The sequence below is a fragment of the Paraburkholderia aspalathi genome (genome assembly GCF_900116445.1).
Lineage (GTDB): Bacteria > Pseudomonadota > Gammaproteobacteria > Burkholderiales > Burkholderiaceae > Paraburkholderia > Paraburkholderia aspalathi.
In genome coordinates this window covers 53,125-75,434 of sequence record NZ_FPBH01000013.1, presented here as the reverse complement: position 1 = coordinate 75,434, position 22,310 = coordinate 53,125, and the positions used below count along the sequence as shown (strand labels likewise).

Sequence of the window (22,310 nt, the reverse complement as noted above, 5' to 3'; positions counted from 1 at the left end):
AAAAAACATTAGTGTCCGGCGGAAGAAGGCGGCGGTGCGTTCCGGCTGGGTGTTTTCAGAAGCAGCGCAAGCGGAATGCAGGCGATCAGCGCGATGCCGAGCAGATAGAAGGTCTCCGAATAGGTCATCACGATGGCCTGCTGCTGGATTTGCGCGCCGAGTTGCCCAAGCGCGCGCACCTGCGAGTACGCCATGTCGCCCGTATGGGCGAACCAGTTCGCCGCGTTCGCCGTCAGGCTCTCCTGCCCAATCAGCGAATTGGCACTGACCGACTCGCGGATCATCGCGGTATGAAAGGTCGTGCGCCGGTCGATCACGGTACCGATGATCGCAAGGCCGATCGATCCGCCTAGGTTGCGCGCCATGTTGTAGAGACCGGCGGCGTCGCCGGAATCTTCGCGCGACACGGCCGCCATCGACGCTTGATTGAGCGGCATCATCGCGAGCATCTGGGCGGTGCCGCGTATCAGTTGCGACCAGATGAAATCGTGCCCGACGCTCTGCGCCGTCAACTCAATGTCGATCATGCAACTGATTGCATACAACACCAGCCCGGTAATCACCAGCACGCGGAAATCGACCTTGCCGAGCAGCCGCGGCAGGATCGGCATGATCATGAAGGCGGGCAGCCCGGAAAGCAGCATGATCGCGCCGGACTGTTCCGCGTTGTAGCCCGCGACCACCCCGAGAAACTGCGGCAGCAGATACGACACACCATAAAGCGCTGCGCCGACCGCGGACACAATCACGATCACGCTGGCGTAATTCGGGTTGCGCATCAGACCCAGGCGCACGATCGGCTTCTTTGCGGTCATTTGCGAGGCGGCGATCAGGATCATGCCGAAGACCGACACGCAGGTGAGCGACACGATCATCGACGATTCGAACCAGCGCTCGCGCTGGCCTTCTTCGAGCACGACCGTGAGCGAACTAAGGCCGATCGCGAGACCGACGATGCCAAGCCAGTCCGCCTTGAAAAACGCCTCCCAGTGCGGCCGGTCTGACGGCAGGCCGACGATCAACAGGGTCATCAGCGCAAGGCAGATCGGCAGATTCATGAAGAAGCACCAGCTCCAGCTGATGTTCTCCGCGAGCCAGCCACCGACAACCGGTCCAAGCAGCGGCCCCAGCAACACGATCAAGCCGAACATGGTCATGCCGACCGGCATCTGCGATAGCGGCAAGCGTGTGCGGATGATGGTCTGCGCCGTCGGAATCAGCGCGCCGCCCGTGAAGCCCTGGCCGATGCGGCCTGCGATCATCATGGGTAAGGTGTGTGACCAGCCGCACATCATCGAAAAGGCAATGAAAAGCGCCGCATTGGTGAGCAGAAAGTTGCGCAGGCCGAACACGCGAGTAAGCCACGCCGCCAGCGGAATCATCACGATTTCCGACATCAGATAGCCGGTCGAAATCCAGGTGCCTTCCGTACCGGTGGCGCCGATTTCGCCCTGGATCTGCGGCAGCGCGGAGTTCGTGATCGAGATGTCGAGCGTTGCCATCAGGGCGCCGAGCGCGCCCGCGGCGACGGCGATCCAGTCGCCGACGCTGGCACGCTCTTCCCCGCGCGGTGCGGCGGCGGGAGTTGCGGTTCCCGATTCAGCCACGATGGTTCTCGCTGTCGATACGTGCGTCACGATCGCGCGCCGAACGTGTGTCGACATCCACGGTTACTGACAGCCCCGGCAAGAGCACGCTGCGCGTCTCCGTGCCCGTGTCGATGCGAATCCGCACGGGCACGCGCTGCACGATCTTGGTGAAGTTGCCCGTGGCATTTTCCGGCGGCAGCAATGCGAATTGCGAGCCCGTGCCTGGCGAGAAACTGTCGATCATGCCGTGCAGCGTATGACCGGGCAACGCGTCGACATGCATTTCCACCGGCTGACCGACGCGCATCCCGCCCACCTGCGTTTCCTTGAAGTTCGCCAGCAAATAGGTGCTTTGGACCGGCACGACCGTCAGCATCCGCGTGCCGGGTTGCACGTACTGACCCACGCGCACGGTGCGATCGCCGACCTTGCCGCCGAGGACACTGCGCACCACGGTGTTGTCGAGATCGAGTTGCGATTGCTGGGCGCTAGCCTGGGCCGCTTCGAGTTGCGCACGCGCCTGAGCGAGCTGCGCGGTAGCCGAACCGATCTGCGAGCGTGCTGCCTCGACCGCCGCCGCATTCGCGGCGAGCGTGGCATTCGCCTGATCGCGGCTACTGGTCAATTCCGCCAACCGTTCGCTGCTTTCAGCGCCGGTGGCGACGAGCGGCGCGTAGCGCCGCACTTCGTCGCTCGCATGCTGCGCACTAACGCGCGCCACCTGCTGCTGCGCCTGGGCCTGCGCAATGTTGGACTGCTGCTGTTTGATGTCGGCCTGCGCGCGTTCGATGTCGGCCTTGCGGGCATCGATCGTGGCCCGCGCCTGGTCGAGCGCGACCTGATACTGGCGGGCGTCGAGATGAACAAGCGGATCGCCCGGCTTCACGACCTGGTTGTCCGCGACGTAAACTTCCGTAACGTAACCGGCAATCTTGGGCGCCACGGTGACGCTGTCGGCCTGCAGATAGGCGTCGTCGGTGCTTTCGATGAAGCGGCCCACGGTCCACCAGCGGGCGAGCCAGACGGCGCCGACGATCAGCGCGACGACGCCGAGCGCGATCAGCACCGTGCGCCGGCTGGGACGCCTCGCGCCTGCTGCGGGCGAATCTTCGGCGGGTATCGGGCGGGAGGGAGAGCCTGCAGTCGCTGACATCGTATCGGTCCAATTGTTTCCACGTGGCACAATTATTCCAGTTGATCAAATTGTGTCAAGTGATATATTTCTTACGAATTCCCGCACTACGTGTAATGGAGAAAGATGCATGAGCACCGCAAAGAAGCTGCGCCGCTCGCCGGAGGGCGGCTATGCACGCGGCGACGAAACGCGGCACCGGATCATCGAGGCGGCGATCGAACTGTTTGGCGAACATGGTTTCGAGGGCGCGTCGACACGCGACATCGCGGCCCGCGCCGGCGTCAATGCGCCCGCGCTGCAGTACTACTTCGAGAATAAGGAAGGGGTGTATCGCGCCTGCGTCGAGATGCTCGCCGACGACGCATGGGAGACATTCGGCCCGGCCATCGAACATGCGCAGGAAGCGCTGCGTGAAAACGCCGACACGCCGGCGTTGATCGACGCCTTCATCGGCATTCAGACGGCGATCGCGCACGGCGCTTTCGTCAAGGCAAGCAAGCCCGGCCGGCGGATGTTCTTCGCCCGCGAACAGGCGGGACACGAACCTCAGAGCGCCATGCAGATTTTCGGCTGCAGGATCCGCCAGCCGCTCAACGACGTCAGCGTGGCGCTAGTGGCGCGAATTTCCGGGCGCGCTGTCGACGATCCGGTCATCTTGATCCGCACCTTCAGCCTGCATGGACAACTGGTGATTTTTCACCTCGCGCATCCGTCCAAACTGTCGATGCTCGGCTGGAAGAGCATCGACGCAGAGAAGGCGGCACTGCTCACGGCGACCGTCCGCGATCAGAGTCGCACGCTGCTCGAGCATTGGAGCCGGGAACGTGACGAGGCGCACACGCCTCCCGCGCAAACCACGAGCAAAGGAAAGCCGCGCAAGCAGCAGTGATCTCATGCCGGCGCCCAGATCACTGCCTGCCGACCCATTGGGCAAGATGCCATTACAATCCAGCACTTCGAACCGACAACGGTGATTTGCGCCATGAGATATCCCCTTGCATTGACACTCGCCGCGGTCATTGCAACCGCCAGCACGATCGCGACCGCCCAAACCTCCGCGGGCAGCGACACACCCAAACTGCAGTGCGCCATCGGGTATGTCACCGGCGTCGGCGGATCGGCGCAGAGTTTTCGTGAATATCTTGCGACCCCCGACCGGGACAAATATCGCTACGTTGCTGACAACCCCATTCAATGCAAGGTGTCCGACGAAGGTCGCGCGTCAGCCTGTACCGGCGTGACAAACCTTCGGAATGAAAAAGTCAGCGTGTACGACGACGTCGACAATGCGACGATGGCCGTGGTCGCGCGCGTGGAACTCGAGCACGGGACCTACCCGGTGATCATCGTCGTGCGACGGCAGGATGTGAAGTGCGAGGAGTGAGCGCTGTCTAGCGCGTCATTGACAATCGCCGGTCGGGTTCGAGCAGCAACCCAGCCGGCGAAGAGACGATTACGACTCGAAGACGCCGTTGTGATCAACGGCGTTTCATTTTGATCACGCGCGAAATCTGACCAAGCGTGAATCCGGTGTTCTGCACGTATTTGGCGTAGTCGAGCGGCGCAGTGAACGATTCATCGGTGACGTACTCGCCCATGTAGCGGAATCGATCGGTTGCTGTTCGGACAAAAACAGGAAGCGGCTCGGTCTGTCGCGCGAGCGTCCGGCCGGCCGCACGCGCAGCGGCGCTGCTATCGCAGACGATCACATCCGGGGCATAAGGGTTGAGGTCCTGACGCAATCGCGCAGCGACAACCTTGCCGCCCTTCGTAGGCAAGAATGCCTGCTTGCATCCGCCCGTCACCCTGTGAATGTCTTCCCGGGAATACTCTTTTCCAATTTCAAACATGATTTTTCTCCGAAGAATGACGCCTGGCTGTAGAGCAGCGGCGTCAAGCGGAGCGATGATATCGAGCTGTGTCTAAAGTCGTTGTATAAAGAGCGAGCTTCTTGATAAAGAAGGTAGGTGGGTCGAGCACAATAGCGAAACGTGCGCTTGGATATGCTGAATTTACGGCACACGCCCCTCGGTTTTATAAATTCGTTATACCGTTGATGACAGAATTTCGAGGTCGCAGAGCGAGGGTCTAAATGATTCGGCCGGAATCCCCCTCTCTGTCTCCGCAGTCATACCGTTCGCGTTTTTTCGTAGACGGTTGCCGCAAGCGCTTGTAGGAACACGCCGAGGTGTTTGGGGGCGAAAATCGCACGACGTGCATGGATCGGCCATACGCCAAGGATCTGTTTCTACGAGTGCTTGCGACAGCGTTGCGCTACTCGCGACGAAGGAATCTGCCCAGTATCAAGTTGCCCCGACGATTCAATGCATGTGGGACCGAACAACGGCGTCTTTCGGAGGTGTCCGATCCACCGGCACCTCGTCGGCGGACTCCAACGCATCGATGCTCGAGTCAGTGCGGTTGAGCATCGCGCGGGCCTTGTTCATATCGAGCGCCCCTTCCCATCGAGCGACCACAATCGTCGCCACCCCGTTGCCGATCAGGTTCGTGACGGCACGAGCTTCGTTAAGGAAGCGATCGACGCCTAGCAGCAGCACCAGTCCAGACACAGGGATTTTGTGCATCGAGGCCAGCGTGGCAGCCAGCGCGACGAATCCGGCTCCGGCCACACCCGCAGACCCTTTGGATGTCAGCAGCAATACACCAAGGAGCAGCAACTGATCCCCGATCGTCAAGTGGATATTCATCGCTTGCGCAACGAACATCGAGGCCATGGTCAGATAGATGGCCGTGCCGTCGGCGTTAAAGGTGTAGCCCGTAGGTAGCACCATCCCGACCACGGGGCGTGAACACCCCAGCTTCTCCATTTTGATGAGCATCTGCGGCAGCACCGCTTCAGTCGAAGCCGTACCGAGGGTAATGAAGATCTCGTCCTTGATGTAGCGAAGATACTTCCACAGAGACAGTCCGCTCATCCGCATGACAGCACCAAGCACAACGACCACGAAGAAGATCGAGGTCAGGTAGAGGCACAGCATTAGTTGGCCGAACGATGCCAGCGTGCCAATTCCGTACTTCGCAATGGTAAATGCCATGCCGCCAAAGGCGCCGATGGGCGCGACATACATCACGATTCGCACGACACCGAACATGCCCTGAAGGAACATGTCGAGCATATCGACGAACGGCGCGGTGCGAGGACCAAGCCTGGCGAGGGAGATGGCGAGCAGGAGCGAAAAGAAGATGATGGGCAGGATATCCCCATTTGCGAACGCTCCGACAATGCTGTTCGGAACGATGCTCATGAAGAAATCGAGCATGCCATGCTGCTGTGCCGCATGGGTGTAGCTGGAAATGGCCGAACTGTCGATATGCGCGGGGTCAATGTTCATACCGCTGCCCGGCTTGATGACGTTCACGATTACAAGGCCAACAGCGAGCGCAATCGTCGATGCAATTTCGAAGTAGACGACCGCCTTGACGCCAACGCGACCGGCCGCGTGAAGATCATTCATGCGTGCAATGCCGACGACAACGGACGCGAAAATGATCGGCGCAAGCAGCATCCGGATCAGCTTGATGAACAGATCGCCGAGCGGTTTGAGCTGAGAACCGATGTCGGGGTAGAAATGGCCAACGAGGACGCCGGCAACAATGCCAATCAGAACCTGTACGTAGAGCTTGGAAAGAGATTTTCCGATCTTTGAAACCCGCATGACTGTCTCCTATGCGTGGCATCTTTTAATGAAAGTCAGAACCAGTCGCCGCAGCGGGTTCTACCGCTGCGGCGAGCACGAACTGACTTCGCGTGCGTTCGTTTTGTCTATTCTTATGAACGCTGCGCCGGCGCTTTTGTCGGCGCGTTTTGCCGTTTGAAGGCTTATGCGGACAGCTTTTGCATTTCGGCGAAAAGATCCGCTTTTCCTTCGAAGCCGATGCCGGGCAGATCCGGCATGGTGATGAAGCCGTTCTCCACCTTCACGCCGTCGGGAAAGCCGCCATAAGGCTGGAACAGGTCCGGATACGATTCATTGCCACCTAGACCGAGTCCAGCCGCAATGTTCAACGACATCTGGTGTCCGCCGTGCGGAATACAGCGGCTCGGCGACCAGCCGTGCTGACGCAGCATGTCGAGCGTGCGCAGATACTCCACCAGGCCATAGCTCAGCGCGCAGTCGAACTGCAACCAGTCCCGATCCGGACGCATCCCGCCGTAACGGATCAGGTTGCGTGCGTCCTGCATCGAGAACAGGTCTTCGCCAGTCGCCATCGGCTTGTCGTAGTAGTTGCGCAGCGTAGCCTGCAACTCGTAGTCGAGCGGGTCGCCCGGTTCTTCGTACCAGAACAGGTCGTATTGCGACAGCGCCTTCGCGTACTGGATCGCGGTGTCGAGGTCGAAGCGGCCATTGGCATCGACAGCGAGTTTCTGACCATCACCGAGTACGCTCAGGATCGAGTCGATGCGGCGCAGATCTTCATCGAGCGAAGCGCCGCCGATCTTCTTCTTCACCACCGTATAGCCTCGGTCGATGTAGCTGCGCATTTCGTCTTTCAGCTTCTCGTGATCCTGGCCCGGGTAGTAGTAACCACCGGCCGCGTACACGAAGATCTTGCGATCGGGTTGGCCATTGCCGTAACGGTCGGCCAGTAACTGGAACAGCGGCTTGCCTTCGATCTTCGCCACCGCATCCCAGATCGCCATGTCGATCGTGCCGATGGCGACCGAGCGCTCGCCATGACCGCCCGGCTTTTCGTTCGTGAACATGGTCGCCCAGATCTTGTGCGGATCGAGGTTGTCGCCGGCATCGTTGACGAGCGTGGCGGGATCGGCTTCGAGAATGCGCGGAATGAAACGCTCGCGCATCAGCTTGCCCTGGCCGTAGCGGCCGTTGGAGTTGAAGCCGTAACCCACAACCGGCTTTCCGTCCCGGATGACATCCGTCACCACGGCGACGAGACTCAGCGTCATCTTGCTGAAGTCAATATAGGCATTCCGGATCGGGGAACTGATCGGAACGGTTTTTTCGCGGATTTCAACGATTCTCATGACGGTGTCTCCTGAGTTTTGGGCACGTTTTGCATGCGTCCGGCTGCAATGGAAACTAGCTTATCCGCGAAAGGAGAGATTAGAATTCACTTCAATTCATTTCATTTTTTACTTTAGGTGAACAACTGAAGTGACAACTGACTCAGCCTCCGACTTCGAGTTTTTCATCCTCCTCGCCAGACTCAAGAGCTTGTCGGGCGCGGCGCGGGCGCTCGATCTCACCCCGCCGGCCGCGACCAAACGCCTGGGGCTGATGGAACAAAGACTGGGGGCGCGCTTAGTCAACCGGACAACGCGGAGTGTCAGCCTGACGCCCGAGGGCGAGACCTATCTGCGCTACGCGACACAGATCGTCGGGCAAGTCCGGCAGATGGAGGACGAGATATCGGGGGCTCGATCCGATCCCCACGGGCTGTTACGCGTGAATGCGACGCTCGGCTTCGGGCGCACGACCATCGCGCCGCTTGTGTCCGAATTCGCGAAGCGCTTTCCCAACGTGGAGATCCAGTTCGAAGTAACCGACCGGCCTATCGATCTGGTGGAGGAAGCGTTCGATATGGCGATCCGTTTTGGCGAGCTCCCCGACAGCCGGCTTAGCGCCCGGCGCATCATGAGCAATCGTCGTTTTCTTTGCGCCTCCCCGAAATACCTCGAGCGGTTCGGGACACCGGAGCGTGTAGAAGATCTCGTTCGGCACCGTTGCATCATTCATCGGCAGAACGATGATGCCTATGGCGTGTGGCGGTATATGCAGGGGGACCACACCGAAGCGTTGAAAGTCAAAGGCGCGCTATCGAGCAATGATGGCGATATTGTGCTGAGGTGGGCGCTCGACGGGCATGGGATATTGATTCGTTCCGAATGGGATCTCGCGAAGTATGTCCAAAGTGGGCGGCTCAAACTGGTCTTGCCGGAAACGGTGCTGCCCTCAGCGGACCTCTTCGTCTACTATCCGAGCCAGCGAAACCAGACGGCCCGCGCCCGCGCATTCATCGACTTTCTGATCGATCGGTTTCAAGCACCGTTTATACCTGTCGAAACTGGCGCTTCGATCTACGATCAGAAAAAGAAAGCGGGCCGCAAGCCATAAGTCACGCAGACGCGAACAATGCAGCGGCCCAATCGGCAAACACCCTCACCTTGGTGCTATATCGTCGGCTAGGCGGATACGCGATATAGATCTCAAGCGGGTCCGGTCGCCATCGCGCGAGAATGGGGACAAGTTTCTTTTGCTTGATGAAAGGGCGAGCCATGAAGTCCAACGTGTGGACGATCCCCAACCCGGCAAGTGCAGTTGCAATGTGTGAATTGCTCTCGCTGACAAGAACGTCATTGCGCACACGGCCAAGCGTGATCGTCTCCTCGTCCTTGCAGAATACAAGGGGCTGCGTCACACCCGTACTGGCAGAAAAATATCCCGCAACAGGCAGCTTGTTATCCACGATTTCCTGAGGATGTTTCGGCGTGCCGTACTTCGCGAGATACGCGGGACTCGCACATGTGGTCCACGCAAGCTTCCCGATCGGATGCGTCACCAGATCCGGATCGTCGGCCGTACTGCGAATTGCGCAGTCTATGTTTTCGGCGACAAGATCCGCGGTACGGTCAGTGACGCTTAGTTGAACCTGTATGTCCGGATAACGCTCGAGAAAGGTCGGCAACGCGGGAATAAGAATGCCGCTTGCTGTCGATCCGCCAGCGTCGACTCTGAGCACACCACGTGGGCTCGCCTCCTCCCGACCCAGCGTCGCCTCGATGTCATCGAGCTCGCTTAGAAGTTGCCGCATGCGCTCATAGTAAGCCGCGCCATAGGTCGTCACACTGACGCGCCGCGTATTGCGCTCCAGCAGCTTTACGCCAAGGTGCGCTTCCAGTGACTGGACCCATTTGCTTGCCGTGGCGTTGGGCATATTCAGAGAAAGGGCCGCCCGCCCAAAGCCTCCTGTCTCGACAACGCGAACAAAAATACGGATGGCCTGCAGATGGTCCATGGATCTACCTCGTAGATTATCCATCCAGGTGAATAGATAAACCACAATATACATATTTATCTGCACGGGTGTTTAAACTAAGCTGGGCTCACTGATTCACGTAACCGATCCACGTAACTGAACCACACAGCTCAAGCAGGAGCCCTGAAATGACAACGTCTCTCTACGACAACATCCATTCGACCAAGCATGCGGGAAAGGTGGCGCTCGTAACCGGCGGCAGCACCGGAATCGGCCTCGCTACCGCCAAACGCCTCGCTCGCGAAGGTGCAACGGTGTTTATCACTGGTCGACGCCAGGCGGAATTAGACGCTGCGGTATCTGAAATCGGGCACGGGGCACGCGCGATTCGTGGCGACATTTCGTCGGCCGAAGACCTTAAGAAAGTCGTCGACACGGTGTCCGCGGAACATCAACGGATAGACATTCTCTTTGCCAATGCGGGCGGCGGCGAGTTCTCCCCGCTTGGACAGATCACCGAAGCGCAATTCGACAAGTACTTCGACATCAACGTGAAAGGCACCTTGCAAACCGTGCAGAGCGCATTGCCGTTCATGCGGGCCGGCAGCGCCATCGTGATCACAGGATCGATCACATCGATACAAGGGGTACCGGCGTTCGGTGTCTACGCCGCCACCAAGGCTGCCTTGCGCTCCTTCGCACGCACCTGGGCATCGGATCTCAAAGGCCGCGACATCCGCGTCAATGTGGTCGCGCCAGGTGTCGTCGTCACGCCTGCGTACAAGACCGAACTCAAGCTGAGCGACGAACAGATCGAAGCCTATTGCAAGGAGGTTGCCGAAACGACACCGCTTGGCCGTGTCGGCAGCACCGATGAAATCGCCAAGGCGGTTTCCTTTCTCGCCTCCGACGATGCCAGCTATATCACCGGGATAGAACTGTTCGTTGATGGCGGACGCGTGCAAGTCTGATTTGTTCAGCGCCGTATTGATGGCGGCTGGACATTAGAAACCATCTGGCTGTCTGAGGGTGTCTTCGTCGATCCGGACGGTGAGAAACGCCGCAGGCGCGGCCAGTCCGCGCGAGCTAAGCCGCCGGATCGCCCGAATTCGCCCGCTGCATACCTGCCTCGCGTGCCGCACGCCGTTGCCGGCGTTCCAGCCGATCCTCCTGCAACACCCGCCGCCCGGTGCGCGAAGCGAGCACCAGCGTGATCGCTAGCAACCCCGTACCGAGCAGGTAGCTCGGTGGAATGAAGTGCCCGTCCGTGAAACGCGCCACCAGCGAGATATAGAACGGCGCCAACCCGCCAAACAGCATGACCGAGGTGTTATACGAAATAGCCACGCCGGTGGAGCGCCCCTGCACGGTGAAAATCTTGACCAGCATCCCTGGATGCGCGGCGCCTTGCAGCGTCAGGAATAGGATGCCGACAACCCGTACGATCATCAGACGGTTCTCGGTGGGGTCGGCCAGCAAATACGCGAACAACGGAAAGACGCAGATCAGCCAGCCCACGATAAAGAAGAAGAACAGCCGATACGCGCCGACACGGTCCGCCACCATGCCGAACACCGGCGACAGAACGCACATCACGATACTCGTGACGAATATCCCCTGCAGCGACGAACTGAGTGACAGATGCAACTGAACCTGCGCGTAGGTCGGCAGATAGGCATTCCACACATAATTCAGCGACGTGCCGGCGATCATCACGCCCATCGCGCACACTACGGCATCGCCGTTCTCGCGCACAAAGTCACGTAACCGCTCGCCCATGGGCGCCCGTGCCGCGGGGCGTGCCTGCAAGCGGGTGAATTCATCCGATTCGGCGACATGATGGCGGATGTAGAAGCCGATTGGCCCGACCAGCGCGCCGATCATGAACGGCACGCGCCATCCCCAACTATCCAGTTCCGCATGCGACAGGTGACGCGACAGCAGGTAACTGCATCCCGAAGACAACATCGCGGCGATCCCGATCGACAGCATATTGAAGCTGCCGTAAAACATCTTCCGGTTGGGCGGCGCGACCTCGTAAATCGTCACCGACGACAGCGCGAATTGCGCGCCCACCGCGAAGCCTTGCACCAGGCGGCCGATCACCACCAGCAGAGGCGCGACGAGCCCAAGGGTCGCGAAGCCCGGGGTCAGCCCCAGGATCAGCGAGCCCACCGACATCAGCACCATGATCCACGACAGTACCTTCACCCGCCCGACCCGGTCAGCGGCCATGCCCATCGCCACGCCGCCGATCGGACGGACCAGGAAACCGACCGCGAAGGTCGCGAACGTTAGCAGCAGTGCACTGCTGCGATCGACGTTAGGAAAAAACACCCGTGCGATTGTGCTCGAAAAATAGGAGTACACCATGAAGTCGAACCACTCGAAGGTGCCTCCTATCACCGTCGATACGATGGTTTTCCAGACCTTCCCTGAGTCGCTTTGGGCGTTCATGTGTTTATCCTCCGGCCCGCAGGGCGCGCAACGTCTGCGCAAAGAACTCCTGAACCACCTCGACGACTTGCATGCCGTTGTGGGCGATATTTGCCATCTCATCGAAACGCACGCGAATGCCGGCGGCCTCAAACGACGCCTTCAGCGTACGCAGCCGCTCCGGGCGCGTTGCGCCGGCATCGTTGATACCTGGCATGTACATCGGGCTATCTTCGGATACCGTGATTTCCCAGGTTTCCAGATCCGCCCGGCCCACCACCATCTGCACCGGCACACGTTGCAAGGTGGCCAGATCGAACGGCTTGCCGAAGTGGCGCTCGAAACCGCCCGTGCCTAGCCACCAGTCCTTCGTGTCATCGAGCACGGTAACGTTGCCCGGTGCGCCGATCGATGCGGCCCAGAGCCGCTCCGGATGCGCATACGCAAAGCGGTTCACGTACTGGCCGCCACCCGAATAGCCGAACAGTGCGAACTTGTCGAAGCGCTTGCCATAACGCTCGCCCACTTCGGTCACCATGTCGAGCAGCACTTTGTCGTAGCGGATATCGCCTTCGATCAGACGCTTGAAGCCGCTACGCTCGCCATCGCCGCGCACGCCCACCGGAAACAGCGGACACAGCACGATGCATCGGTTCCAACGGCCGAACGGCGCGAACGAATCGCGATACTGCGTGAACTGACGTCCCGTGCCATGCATCACGACGACCAGTTCGACGTCGTTGCCGGGTGTTAGGACTTCAGGCGGCACGTACAGCACGTACGGAAAGCGCGGATCGTGGCGACTCGCGTACACGGTGGTCGAGCCCAGGTCGTACAGCGCCTGCGCTTTCTCATGACCCGGAGCGGATCGCGTCTCTGCTTCGAACATCTGTCATTCCTCTCTGACGATTTCAGCGGTGTCGTGTATGCCTCGCGCTGCGAGGCACGCGTGTTTATTCACAGCTCAAGCCGCTTCGGCGAGCGGCTCGTGGTGCAGGCTGTAACGGGTAAAGATGCGATTGAGCGCGGGCATCGGTGCGACATCCATTTCCCCAGCGGCCGGCACCATGACGATCATCGCGACCGTCGCGGTCATCGTGTGACGTGTACCCGGACGCGGCGGACGGCACACCGAAAACGGCGTGGCGAACGCGTCGAACAGCGCGGCCTTGACCGCATCGCGATCCACCTTCGGTGCGGCCGTCAGCAACTGACGTACGCGCCAGTCGCGGTAATAGCTGTCCGGTGAGCTCTCGCAACCGGTATCCAGCAACTTGGTGCGGGCGACCGGGCTGATCCAATGATTCGCATGCACGATCATCTGGTCGTCGTCGGGATAGATCGGGAAAGCTTCGTTCGGCGCGCATTCGAAATCGATGCCGAAGCCCTCGGCCATCCCGAGCATGATGTTGTTCGAACACGATTTCGGCGTGGTGGCGATCACCCGCAACGCGTTCGCAAACACCGGCTCTTCCAGCACGCGCCGGCGCAGCAACGACAGCGGCACGCCCAGTTGCGTGAAGTCGCGCTCGGACTCGAGATAGTTCGCGGTGATCGACACGCCCGCGGCATTGAGGCCACTGCGTGCGAGGCCGCCCGCTTCGACGAAGGTCAGGAAATCGGGGCCGTCGTCGTTGCGTACGCGCAAGACGATGCCCGTATCGACGCAATCGGCCTTCCAATCCCAGTTCTGCGCATGGATCAACTGCCCGGTCGACGTGCGCGACGGCAACACCAGCACGCCGGTACAGCCGTCTTCGTCGTCGGCTTGCAGCGCCATTTCGGCTCGCGCCTTGGCCAGCACCTCGGTACGGGCATTGATCATTACGATGTCTTCGAACAGCACTTCAGCGCCGGTGGCGATGCCGCGCATCTCGTCCAGGTACTCCGGTTGAAATTCGCCGATGACCTGTTCGAGCGAGCGGATCAGCGCCGTCTGCGATGCTTCGCTGTAGCCGAGATTGCGCAGCGTCTGGCCGTAGCGGGATGCGCTCAGGCGCACACGCGCCGCCGCCGCACGACCATATTGCAAGCCGCGTTCATACGGTTTGCCGGACACGCTGACGAATGGAAACTGCTGGATTTGCGACATGTGTGGGACTCCTCACCCTGGCTGCCGCCGACGACATGAAGCGGGACTAAGCCCGCGCTAACGCCATCGGCCTTATTTGTGACAGATCGATTTTCATTGGCCACAAACAAAATAAAAAGCGTTATTTTCTTTACCGAAAGGAAAGAAAAATTTTCGTTTCGTGCGATCATGCAACGCACGGAGACGGGAAAAAATGGTGCATCCGAGCACATCCCGAGGGCCCTGAAGGAGATCCCGCATGAGTGAAATTCGAATGCTGCGGACGTTTCTCGCCATCGAGAAACACGGCACCATGGCGGCGGCCGCCGATCGCATGGCGCTCACGCACGCCGCGGTCGGCGCGCAGATGCGTACGCTGGAGCGCGTGTGTCAGCGGCAGTTGTTCGACCGCAGCGGGCGCAGCATCCAGTTGAACGATGCCGGCCGTTCGATCATCGAGCAGGCGCGCATGGTGGTGGCCGCGTACGACTCGCTGTTGCGCGGCGTGGCCGACAAACTCAACATCGAAGGCTCGATCACGATCGGCTCGACCGCGTCGTCGATGGGGTTTCTGGCAGCCAACGTGATCCAGCTGAGGGTCTCCTACCCTGGCCTGAAGGTACGTCTCACGCACGGCGACAGCGCCGAATTGGGGCGCCAGGTGCGCGCCGGGGAAATCGATGCGGCGGTGATCGTCAGCGAACCCCGGGTGACCACGCTACCCGAGTTGTGGGAGCGCCTTTACGACGAACCATTGGTATTGCTGGTCAATCCGGCGATCGCCGCCGACGATGCGTCGGTGACCTCATTGCTGAAGCGTCACCCGTTCATCGGCTTCGAAGCCGCATCGCTGACAGGCACCCATGTGGCGAGCCTGCTTCGGCGGCTGCGCGCCGAGGTCAACCCTATTCTGGAAATGAATTCGATCGCCGCGATCGCGGATCTGGTGCGGCAGAACGTGGGCGTGTCGATCGTGCCGCGTTTGCGGCACGCCGCCTGGGACGAAGATCCGCTGCTGTCGGTGAGGCCGATTCCGGGCACGGCGTGGCGCCGGCATATCGGATGGTATGAATTCGGGCGGCAACCGCTGGCCACCGCGATCGTCAAGAATCAATTGCTCGCGGCGCTGGCCGAATAGCGGCTCAGCGCCCGAGTTGCGACACGCCGCTCAGATGGCGTCATTCGGCCGATGCTCATCCGTATCTACGCAGCACACCAACACCTCCGCATCTTCCTTGCCGAGGCTCAGGTAAACGTGCCCGATCGAGCTGTCGAAATACAGGCTATCGCCCGGCATCAACTTGAATGACTTGCCTTTTTCAAAGCGCAATTCCAGTTGGCCTGCCAACACAAAGACGAACTCCTCGCCTGAATGCCGGATGTACTCCGGGAAGTCCGAGACAGCGCGGGCGCGAATGTGCGCGCGCATCGGCACCATCCGCTTGCCGGTCAGATTGTTGGCGAGCATGCCGTACTCGTAGTTCGGCGTGTCGTAGATCTCCTGTTTGCCGTTCGCCGTGAAGGACGGTTTCATCACGCGCGCCGGCTGATTGAGTTTGCGGCTGCGCCTGAAAATCGCGTCGAACTCCAGTTCAAGCGAATGTGCCAACGCCGCAAATTTGTCGTAAGTCAGGGCGATATCGCCGCGCTCGGCCTTTGAGATCGTCGACACGGCGATGCCGGAGCGCTCGGACAATTCCGTCAGCGTCAGCCCGCGCGCCTTGCGCGCCTGCCGCAAATGGCCGCCTACGAGTTTGTGGTCGAGCGCAGGCGGCGCCTCATGCACCTCGTGCCTCTCATGCGGCACCTCGGCCTGGTTGTCCCTCACTGCTGCTTTGGCCATTTCACTCACTTCCACAGAAAATTTTCTCACATACGAGAATTTATTTTTTCTCGTATATGATAACTCACGTCGATTCCACCCTTTCTGTGGGAACCCTATCGTGTCCACCCTTGCTCTGAGTAAGTCCGGTCTGACGAAAACCCACGTTATCACCGCCACGACGATCGGCACGGCGCTCGAATTCTACGACTTCACGATCTACAGTTTCTTCGCGATCCAGATCGGGCAACTGTTCTTTCCGGGCGCTTCGCCGGTCAATCAGTTCCTGCTGTCGATCGGTGTGTTCGGCGTAGGTTTCGTAGTGCGGCCGTTGGGCGGAATCGTGATCGGCGCCTACGCGGACCGCGCGGGCCGCAAGAAGGCGATGGTCCTCACCATCATGCTGATGGCGCTGAGTTGCGCGATGATCGCTTGTGCGCCGACCTACGCCGTGGCAGGGCTCGCGGCGCCATTGATCGTGCTGAGCGCGCGCCTGATCCAGGGTTTCGCCGCAGGCGGCGAGTTCGGCCCGGGCACCACCCTGCTGGTCGAATATGCGACCGACAACACACGCGCCTTCTTCGCCAGCTGGAACTTCGCGGCCACTGCCGCCGGTCTCGTGCTCGGTGCGCTCGTGGCCACGCTGATCAACGCCACGCTGCCCAAACAGGCGATCCTCGACTGGGGCTGGCGGATTCCTTTCCTGCTCGGCATCGTCGCCGCGCCGGCCGGCATGCTGATCCGCAAGCGGCTCGAAGAAACGCTCGCCGAGCGCAAACCCGGCGAAGCGCCGCCGCGCGGCGCGTTGAAAGCGGCGCTGACCACGCATCTGAATCTGACCATACTCGGCACGTTTGCCGAGCTGGGCGGCTCCGTGTCCGTCTACATCACGGCGTTTTTCCTGCCGAGCCACGCGGTGCGTACATTGCATCTCTCCTCCACCGCGGCTGTCACGTCGGGCATTGTCAGCTCGCTTGTATTGTTCGCGGCGGCGCCGCTGGCCGGCATGCTCGCGGACCGCTTCAGCCGCAAGCGCGTACTGGTTATTTCGCGCGTCGTGATGCTGCTGCTCGTCTATCCAGCCTTTGCCTTCCTCAGCGCACATCCGTCGATGACCGCGCTGTGCATCGTATCGGCCGTGCTCGCTGTGTTTGTCGCGGGACAGATCGTGCCGGTGCTCGTGATGATCCCGGAACTCTTTCCGAAGCATGTCCGCGCAACCGGTATTGCGCTGACCTACGTAGTGAGCGCATCGTTCTTTGGCGGCTTCTCGCCGTTCATCGCAAGCTGGCTGGTCGCGCAAACCGGCAACCCGCTCGCGCCGGCCTGGTATGTGGCCGCCGCGTGCGCCATCTCGCTGGTGCCGGTAATCTGGCTGAAGGACCGTACGGGCGAAGCGCTCGCCTGATGAATCGAGGATGCAATGAGTCACGATAATGAACTGGTTGGACGCAGCGCCGTTGAGCTGCGCCGCATGATCGGCGCGAAAGAGATTTCGCCGGTCGAACTGCTCGACGCCTGCATTGCGCGTATCGAGGCAATCAATCCCGCAGTCAATGCCGTGACCGCGACGGACTTCCCGGCCGCGCGAGAAGCCGCGAAGCGCGCCGAAAAGCAGGTGCTCGACGGCGAAGCGCTCGGTTTGCTGCATGGCTTGCCGCTCGGCGTCAAAGACCTCGAAAATACAGCCGGTCTGCTGACGACTTATGGCTCGCCCATGTCGCGCGGCAACGTTCCCACGCAAGACGTGGTGCTGGTGGAGCGCCTGCGCGCCGCCGGCGCGATCGTCACCGCGAAGACCAACGTGCCGGAGCTCGGCGCGGGCGCCAATACGCGCAATCCGGTATGGGGCGCAACGGGCAATCCTTTCAACACCACACTGAACGCGGGAGGCTCGTCAGGCGGTTCGGCCGCCGCGCTCGCGTGCGACATGCTGCCGGTCTGCACCGGTTCCGATACCGGCGGATCCTTGCGGATTCCGGCGTCGAAATGCGGCGTGGTGGGTTTTCGTCCGACGCCGGGCCTCGTGCCGAATTCGCGCAAGCTGGTCGGCTGGTCGCCGATCTCGGTGGTCGGGCCGATGGGCCGTACCGTCGCCGAGGCCTGCCTGCAGCTCGCCGCAAGCGCGGGCATCTCCGCCGGCGATCCGCTCAGCTTTCACGTCGATCCGCTGGCCTTCGCGCGGCCTGACGATATCGACCTCGGCTCGCTGCGAGTCGGCTGGACTGAAGACTTCGGCAGTTGCGACGTCGACGACGAAATCCGCAAAGTGTTCCGCGAGCGCATCGCGCTGATTGCGCCGTCGTTCCGTTCCTGCGAGCAGGTGAGTTTCGATCTTGGCGACGTACACCGTTGCTTCGACGTAATCCGTGCGGAGAGCTTTGTCGCCGGTCTGCACGATGCCTATACGCGCGATCCGAACCTGCTCGGACCCAACACGCGGGCGAACTACGAAATGGGCGCGAGCATGAGCCTCGGCGACAGCGCCTGGGCACAAGCCGAGCAGACCCGTATTTTCAAACGCTTCCAGAGTGCGTTCGAACAGTACGACGTGATCCTCTCGCCCACCACGCCGGTTTCACCGTTCCCCTGGCAACAACTGTACGCAGCGCAGATCGATGGACGCGAACAGGACAACTACTATCGCTGGCTCGCGCTGACCTACGTCGTCACACTCACGACGCATCCCGCCGTGTCGCTGCCCTGCGGTGTCGATCATGCGGGCATGCCGTTCGGCTTGCAGATCGTCGGCCCGTTTCATGGCGATCGGAAAACGCTCGCCGTCGCGCACGCCTTGGAACAGGTCTTCGATCAGTCGCCGGTCTTGCGCCGGCCGCGTCCCGATCTGTCGAAGCTCACGCAGGCTGATCCGTCGTTGAAGTCGATCGTGACGGCTCCGCCTCTTTTCAACGAGTCCGGCCCGAATGGCGCCGGCATTTCGACGGTCTAAACACATCACATGTCGAACCCAATCAAACGTCTGCAAACGAACGCGCGCATGAGCCAGGTGGTGATCGCCAACGGCGTGGTGTATCTGGCCGGCCAGGTGCCTGACACGGCCAACGTCTCCGTGACCGAACAGGCCAACGAAGTCCTCGCGCGTATTGACACGCTACTCGAAGCGGCCGGCGTTGACCGTACACGCCTGCTGTCGGCGAATATCTGGCTGAGCGATCCGAAGCACTTCGCCGAATTCAACGCGGTGTGGGACGCGTGGGTACCTGCCGGCCACGCGCCGACTCGAGCCTGCGTCCAGGCGCTGCTGATGAAACCGGGTTGCGATGTCGAAGTCGCGGTGACGGCACTGTCGGCGTAATCGTCAGTCTGTGAGCTCACGAGCATGATGAAATTCGATACCGTCGTTCTTGGCGCGGGCATCGTCGGCGTATGCGTCGCCGTCCATCTTCAGAAGCGCGGCCAGCGGGTTGCGCTGGTCGATCGCAAACCGCCCGGCAACGAGACGTCGTTTGGCAACGCGGGGCTGATCCAGCGCGAGGGCGTGTATCCGTATGCGTTTCCGCGCGAACTCGGCACGTTGATGCGATACGCGCGCAACCGGTCGCCGGAGGTTCGATTTCACGCCAACGCGATACTCAAGGCCGCACCGTTCCTGTGGCAATACTGGCGCAATTCTCATCCGGTGAAGCATGCGGCGATTGCGCGGTCGTATTCGACGCTGATCGAACATTGCGTGAGCGAGCATCGTGCGTTAGCCGCCGATGCCGGCGCGAGCGCATTATTGCGCCCGATCGGCTGGATGAAGGTATTCCGCACTGAAGCGGTTCGCGACAGTGAGACACGGCTTGTCGAGCAGTGGCATCGCGAATACGGCGTCGAATTCGAATCGCTCGACGCGGCGAGTCTGCAACAGATGGAGCCTGATCTCGACCGCAGCCTGATCGGCGCGTTGCGCTACACGGCATCCGATTCCGTCAGTGACCCGAACGCGCTCGTCACGGCTTACGCAGAATACTTCGAGCAGCTTGGCGGGCGTTATTTCATCGGCGATGCGAATACGTTGCGCGATCATTGGGCGGTGGATACATCGGCGGGCACCATCGTGGCGTCGTCGGCGGTGGTCGCGTTGGGCCCATGGTCGGATCAACTCAGTTCACGGCTAGGCTATCGCCTGCCGCTCGGCACCAAGCGCGGGTATCACATGCACTATGGCGCGCAGCCAGGCGCGCGTCTGAATCACCCGGTCCTCGATGTCGAACGCGGTTACCTGCTGGCGCCGATGGCCAAAGGTATCCGACTGACAACCGGCGCCGAAATCGCGCTGCACGACGCACCGAAGACGCCCAACCAGCTTGACGCAGTCGAGCCCTCGGCCCGCACGCTGTTCCCGCTTGCTGGGCGTCTGGACGCCGAACCGTGGATGGGCCGCCGCCCATGTACGCCGGACATGATGCCGATCATCGGACCGGCGGCAAAGCACAAGGGTTTGTGGTTTGCATTTGGTCATGCGCATCACGGGCTGACGCTGGGTCCTGTGACAGGACGGCTGATCGCTGAGATGATGACCGGCGAGGAGCCCCTTGTAGATACCCGGCCGTTCAGGGCGGACCGGTTTTAGCCGCCGGCACCAGCCCGTACCTCGACATGACATCGATAAGCTTTGAGCGGTCGGGCGGTCCGCCTGCGCTTACGATTGCTCCGACATCACGAAAATACTGAGCGCCTATATCGGGCGTAAGGACGATCAGCGCGCGGGCCGTGTCATTGTGCGGGTTGCTAAAGTGATGAACCGACCCGCGCGGAGTAAACATCCATTCTCCTGGTACCAGGTCTCGGACTACTCCGTCGACCGAGTACCGAAGCATGCCCTCCAGCACGTAGACACACTCTTCGTTACGCGTGTGGCTATGTGGCGGCGGGACTTGTGAACCCGGTCCCACAGTCAGTTCGAAAACACCCATCCCGCCCGTAGCAGTTCCATCAATCAGGTACTGAATCTTCAATTGACCAATGTTGATTGGTTCGATCGGAGTTGCGCCGTTAAGTGTCATTTTCGAACTCCTTTGGATTCAGGATTCTCGTCAGTCCACTAGCGTTGCAGGTAAGGGGCGGACCGCTTGCGGCGCGTCCGCCGACCAAACGGAACGCAACTCATCCAGGATTATGCGCCTCTCAAGGACATATTTTGTCCCGGAGCAGCGACAGACAGTAACCGGCGGGACAGGATCTGGATCCCGGGCATACTGGCCGATGTGTTGCCCGCAGGGGATTAACCCAGCAAAATCGAGCAGACCTCAACCAAAAATATCAGGAGAAACAGAACCATGAGTGATCAGCCGTTCGGACGTTCCCGTCGTGATTTCATGCGTATTGCCGTGACAGCCGGCACGACTGCGGCGCTGCCGTGGATGCAGGACGCCCACGCGCAGTCACCGGCCAACTCCTCAACCACGGCACCCGCTGCGGGACATTCGACAAAAGGCACACAACTGATTCTGCTTGGCACCAAGGGCGGCCCTACGCCTTCTGACCTGCGCGCGGCGCCGGCGAACGTCCTGGTGGTCGACGGTCAGCCTTACGTCGTCGATTGCGGCAACGGCGTCGCGCTGCAGTTGACCAAAGCCGGCATCAAGCTGCCGGGCATCCGGGACATCTTTCTGACCCATCATCATTCGGATCACAACGCCGACCTCGGCAACCTCGTGTTCCTCGCCTGGGCCACCGGCCTGCACACACCCGTCAATCTGTACGGGCCGCCACGCATGACAAAGATGATCGACGACTTTGTCGACATGAACGCGATCGACCTCGACGTGCGCATGCGCGAAGAAGGTCGCCCGCCGTTCCGCCCACTGATCAACATCCATGAATTCGACGGCCCGCGCCTCGTGATGGAAGACGACCGCGTACGCGTCACCTCGACACTAGTCGACCACTACACGATCAAGCCGGCATTCGCTTACCGCTTCGAAACGCGGGACCGCACCGTCGTTTTCTCCGGCGACACGACCTATTACCCGGCGCTTGCCGAGTTCGCCAAAGGCGCCGACGTCCTGGTGCATGAAGTGATGTACCTGCCTGCGCTCGAAAAGCTGATGAAGACCGTCGACAACGCGCCGACGCTGCTCGATCACCTCATGAAGAGCCACACCAGCACTGAGCAGGTCGGCAAGATCGCCGCGGCGGCGGGCGTCAAAACGCTGGTGCTGAGCCATTTCGTGCCGGGCGGCGACCCCGCGATTACCGACGAGATGTGGGCCGCCGATGCGCGCAAGCATTTCGACGGACAGATCATCGTCGGCAAAGACTTGCAGGTTATTTGAGTGTCAGGAAAAGCTG

Annotated in this window: 22 protein-coding genes; 11 read left to right on the top strand and 11 right to left on the bottom strand. The window is 60.8% G+C overall.

The genetic code is table 11. From position 1 onward, the window contains the following. Positions 1-8 precede the first annotated feature (8 nt). Positions 9-1,607, bottom strand: a complete 1,599-nt coding sequence (locus BM438_RS20465; protein WP_093636810.1) for an MDR family MFS transporter — start codon at positions 1,605-1,607, stop codon at positions 9-11. Then, complete coding sequence (locus BM438_RS20460) at positions 1,600-2,742, bottom strand: HlyD family secretion protein (RefSeq protein ID WP_244179406.1); 1,143 nt, start codon at positions 2,740-2,742, stop codon at positions 1,600-1,602. Before BM438_RS20460 ends, BM438_RS20465 begins: the two co-directional genes overlap by 8 nt. A gap of 109 nt (positions 2,743-2,851) precedes the next feature. On the opposite strand from BM438_RS20460, the gene BM438_RS20455 reads away from it, so the two are divergent. Continuing rightward, on the top strand, positions 2,852-3,613 hold the full coding sequence (locus tag BM438_RS20455; protein WP_093636804.1) for a CerR family C-terminal domain-containing protein: 762 nt from the start codon (positions 2,852-2,854) through the stop codon (positions 3,611-3,613). Positions 3,614-3,706: 93 nt separating this feature from the next. Further along, entirely contained in the window at positions 3,707-4,108 is a 402-nt protein-coding gene (locus BM438_RS20450) for a hypothetical protein (RefSeq protein WP_093636802.1), read from the top strand. 94 nt (positions 4,109-4,202) lie between these two features. Here the strand turns inward: BM438_RS20450 and BM438_RS20445 are convergent, their stop codons facing one another. Both BM438_RS20445 and dctA read right to left on the bottom strand, forming a co-directional pair. After that, positions 4,203-4,574 carry a DUF6697 family protein gene (locus BM438_RS20445; protein ID WP_054033757.1) on the bottom strand — a complete coding sequence of 124 codons (372 nt, stop codon included), beginning with the start codon at positions 4,572-4,574 and terminating at the stop codon, positions 4,203-4,205. Positions 4,575-5,045: 471 nt separating this feature from the next. After that, on the bottom strand, positions 5,046-6,401 hold the full coding sequence (dctA, locus tag BM438_RS20440) for a C4-dicarboxylate transporter DctA (RefSeq protein WP_093636799.1): 1,356 nt from the start codon (positions 6,399-6,401) through the stop codon (positions 5,046-5,048). On the opposite strand from dctA, the gene BM438_RS45570 reads away from it, so the two are divergent. Next, positions 6,400-6,561: a hypothetical protein gene (locus BM438_RS45570; RefSeq protein ID WP_167378426.1), complete on the top strand. Its 162-nt coding sequence runs from the start codon at positions 6,400-6,402 to the stop codon at positions 6,559-6,561. The two genes, dctA and BM438_RS45570, sit on opposite strands and share 2 nt — an antisense overlap. Before the next feature lie 4 nt (positions 6,562-6,565). Here the strand turns inward: BM438_RS45570 and BM438_RS20435 are convergent, their stop codons facing one another. Beyond that, complete coding sequence (locus BM438_RS20435) at positions 6,566-7,732, bottom strand: mandelate racemase/muconate lactonizing enzyme family protein (RefSeq protein ID WP_054033760.1); 1,167 nt, start codon at positions 7,730-7,732, stop codon at positions 6,566-6,568. A gap of 130 nt (positions 7,733-7,862) precedes the next feature. On the opposite strand from BM438_RS20435, the gene BM438_RS20430 reads away from it, so the two are divergent. After that, positions 7,863-8,822: a LysR family transcriptional regulator gene (locus tag BM438_RS20430; protein WP_093636796.1), complete on the top strand. Its 960-nt coding sequence runs from the start codon at positions 7,863-7,865 to the stop codon at positions 8,820-8,822. Position 8,823: 1 nt separating this feature from the next. Here the strand turns inward: BM438_RS20430 and BM438_RS20425 are convergent, their stop codons facing one another. Further along, positions 8,824-9,723: a LysR family transcriptional regulator gene (locus BM438_RS20425; RefSeq protein ID WP_093636793.1), complete on the bottom strand. Its 900-nt coding sequence runs from the start codon at positions 9,721-9,723 to the stop codon at positions 8,824-8,826. A 149-nt stretch (positions 9,724-9,872) separates the two neighbouring features. On the opposite strand from BM438_RS20425, the gene BM438_RS20420 reads away from it, so the two are divergent. Further along, the gene (locus tag BM438_RS20420; RefSeq protein ID WP_093636790.1) at positions 9,873-10,655 is read left to right on the top strand and encodes an SDR family NAD(P)-dependent oxidoreductase; all 783 of its coding nucleotides are present in this window, start codon (positions 9,873-9,875) and stop codon (positions 10,653-10,655) included. Positions 10,656-10,770: 115 nt separating this feature from the next. Here BM438_RS20420 and BM438_RS20415 read toward each other — a convergent pair whose 3' ends face one another. The 3 genes from BM438_RS20415 to BM438_RS20405 all read right to left on the bottom strand — a co-directional run bounded on the left by BM438_RS20415 (position 10,771) and on the right by BM438_RS20405 (position 14,212). After that, on the bottom strand, positions 10,771-12,141 hold the full coding sequence (locus tag BM438_RS20415; RefSeq protein ID WP_093636787.1) for an MFS transporter: 1,371 nt from the start codon (positions 12,139-12,141) through the stop codon (positions 10,771-10,773). A gap of 4 nt (positions 12,142-12,145) precedes the next feature. After that, positions 12,146-12,898 (bottom strand): alpha/beta hydrolase, encoded by a 753-nt coding sequence (locus BM438_RS20410; protein ID WP_093637177.1) that lies wholly within the window; start codon positions 12,896-12,898, stop codon positions 12,146-12,148. 186 nt (positions 12,899-13,084) lie between these two features. Continuing rightward, positions 13,085-14,212 carry a C45 family autoproteolytic acyltransferase/hydrolase gene (locus tag BM438_RS20405; protein WP_093636784.1) on the bottom strand — a complete coding sequence of 376 codons (1,128 nt, stop codon included), beginning with the start codon at positions 14,210-14,212 and terminating at the stop codon, positions 13,085-13,087. Positions 14,213-14,450: 238 nt separating this feature from the next. Here BM438_RS20405 and BM438_RS20400 point away from each other — a divergent pair, with 238 nt between their 5' ends. Then, on the top strand, positions 14,451-15,329 hold the full coding sequence (locus BM438_RS20400) for a LysR family transcriptional regulator (RefSeq protein ID WP_234486616.1): 879 nt from the start codon (positions 14,451-14,453) through the stop codon (positions 15,327-15,329). Positions 15,330-15,359: 30 nt separating this feature from the next. On the opposite strand, the gene BM438_RS20395 is transcribed toward BM438_RS20400, so the two are convergent. Continuing rightward, a complete protein-coding gene (locus BM438_RS20395) occupies positions 15,360-16,034 on the bottom strand; it encodes a helix-turn-helix domain-containing protein (RefSeq protein ID WP_093636781.1) in 675 nt (224 codons plus the stop codon). Positions 16,035-16,134: 100 nt separating this feature from the next. Between BM438_RS20395 and BM438_RS20390 the strand changes: the two genes are divergently transcribed. The 4 genes from BM438_RS20390 to BM438_RS20375 are packed head-to-tail and all read left to right on the top strand — an operon-like array spanning position 16,135 to position 20,589. After that, the gene (locus BM438_RS20390; RefSeq protein WP_093636779.1) at positions 16,135-17,421 is read left to right on the top strand and encodes an MFS transporter; all 1,287 of its coding nucleotides are present in this window, start codon (positions 16,135-16,137) and stop codon (positions 17,419-17,421) included. Positions 17,422-17,436: 15 nt separating this feature from the next. Then, positions 17,437-18,963: an amidase gene (locus BM438_RS20385; protein ID WP_093636776.1), complete on the top strand. Its 1,527-nt coding sequence runs from the start codon at positions 17,437-17,439 to the stop codon at positions 18,961-18,963. A gap of 9 nt (positions 18,964-18,972) precedes the next feature. Continuing rightward, the gene (locus BM438_RS20380; protein WP_093636773.1) at positions 18,973-19,329 is read left to right on the top strand and encodes a RidA family protein; all 357 of its coding nucleotides are present in this window, start codon (positions 18,973-18,975) and stop codon (positions 19,327-19,329) included. A gap of 27 nt (positions 19,330-19,356) precedes the next feature. Then, on the top strand, positions 19,357-20,589 hold the full coding sequence (locus tag BM438_RS20375; protein ID WP_093636771.1) for an NAD(P)/FAD-dependent oxidoreductase: 1,233 nt from the start codon (positions 19,357-19,359) through the stop codon (positions 20,587-20,589). On the opposite strand, the gene BM438_RS20370 is transcribed toward BM438_RS20375, so the two are convergent. After that, positions 20,570-21,022 (bottom strand): cupin domain-containing protein, encoded by a 453-nt coding sequence (locus BM438_RS20370; RefSeq protein ID WP_093636768.1) that lies wholly within the window; start codon positions 21,020-21,022, stop codon positions 20,570-20,572. The two genes, BM438_RS20375 and BM438_RS20370, sit on opposite strands and share 20 nt — an antisense overlap. A 312-nt stretch (positions 21,023-21,334) precedes the next feature. Between BM438_RS20370 and BM438_RS20365 the strand changes: the two genes are divergently transcribed. Continuing rightward, positions 21,335-22,294: an MBL fold metallo-hydrolase gene (locus BM438_RS20365; RefSeq protein WP_093637171.1), complete on the top strand. Its 960-nt coding sequence runs from the start codon at positions 21,335-21,337 to the stop codon at positions 22,292-22,294. The last annotated feature ends 16 nt before the right edge of the window (positions 22,295-22,310 follow it).

Coding starts and splice junctions, on each gene's coding strand:
- BM438_RS20460 (WP_244179406.1), bottom strand. CDS start 2,742: ATGTCAGCGACTGCAGGCTCTCCCTCCCGCCCGATACCCGCCGAAGAT.
- BM438_RS20455 (WP_093636804.1), top strand. CDS start 2,852: ATGAGCACCGCAAAGAAGCTGCGCCGCTCGCCGGAGGGCGGCTATGCA.
- BM438_RS20450 (WP_093636802.1), top strand. CDS start 3,707: ATGAGATATCCCCTTGCATTGACACTCGCCGCGGTCATTGCAACCGCC.
- BM438_RS20445 (WP_054033757.1), bottom strand. CDS start 4,574: ATGTTTGAAATTGGAAAAGAGTATTCCCGGGAAGACATTCACAGGGTG.
- BM438_RS45570 (WP_167378426.1), top strand. CDS start 6,400: ATGACTGTCTCCTATGCGTGGCATCTTTTAATGAAAGTCAGAACCAGT.
- dctA (WP_093636799.1), bottom strand. CDS start 6,401: ATGCGGGTTTCAAAGATCGGAAAATCTCTTTCCAAGCTCTACGTACAG.
- BM438_RS20435 (WP_054033760.1), bottom strand. CDS start 7,732: ATGAGAATCGTTGAAATCCGCGAAAAAACCGTTCCGATCAGTTCCCCG.
- BM438_RS20425 (WP_093636793.1), bottom strand. CDS start 9,723: ATGGACCATCTGCAGGCCATCCGTATTTTTGTTCGCGTTGTCGAGACA.
- BM438_RS20420 (WP_093636790.1), top strand. CDS start 9,873: ATGACAACGTCTCTCTACGACAACATCCATTCGACCAAGCATGCGGGA.
- BM438_RS20415 (WP_093636787.1), bottom strand. CDS start 12,141: ATGAACGCCCAAAGCGACTCAGGGAAGGTCTGGAAAACCATCGTATCG.
- BM438_RS20405 (WP_093636784.1), bottom strand. CDS start 14,212: ATGTCGCAAATCCAGCAGTTTCCATTCGTCAGCGTGTCCGGCAAACCG.
- BM438_RS20400 (WP_234486616.1), top strand. CDS start 14,451: ATGAGTGAAATTCGAATGCTGCGGACGTTTCTCGCCATCGAGAAACAC.
- BM438_RS20395 (WP_093636781.1), bottom strand. CDS start 16,034: ATGGCCAAAGCAGCAGTGAGGGACAACCAGGCCGAGGTGCCGCATGAG.
- BM438_RS20385 (WP_093636776.1), top strand. CDS start 17,437: ATGAGTCACGATAATGAACTGGTTGGACGCAGCGCCGTTGAGCTGCGC.
- BM438_RS20380 (WP_093636773.1), top strand. CDS start 18,973: ATGTCGAACCCAATCAAACGTCTGCAAACGAACGCGCGCATGAGCCAG.
- BM438_RS20375 (WP_093636771.1), top strand. CDS start 19,357: ATGAAATTCGATACCGTCGTTCTTGGCGCGGGCATCGTCGGCGTATGC.
- BM438_RS20370 (WP_093636768.1), bottom strand. CDS start 21,022: ATGACACTTAACGGCGCAACTCCGATCGAACCAATCAACATTGGTCAA.
- BM438_RS20365 (WP_093637171.1), top strand. CDS start 21,335: ATGCGTATTGCCGTGACAGCCGGCACGACTGCGGCGCTGCCGTGGATG.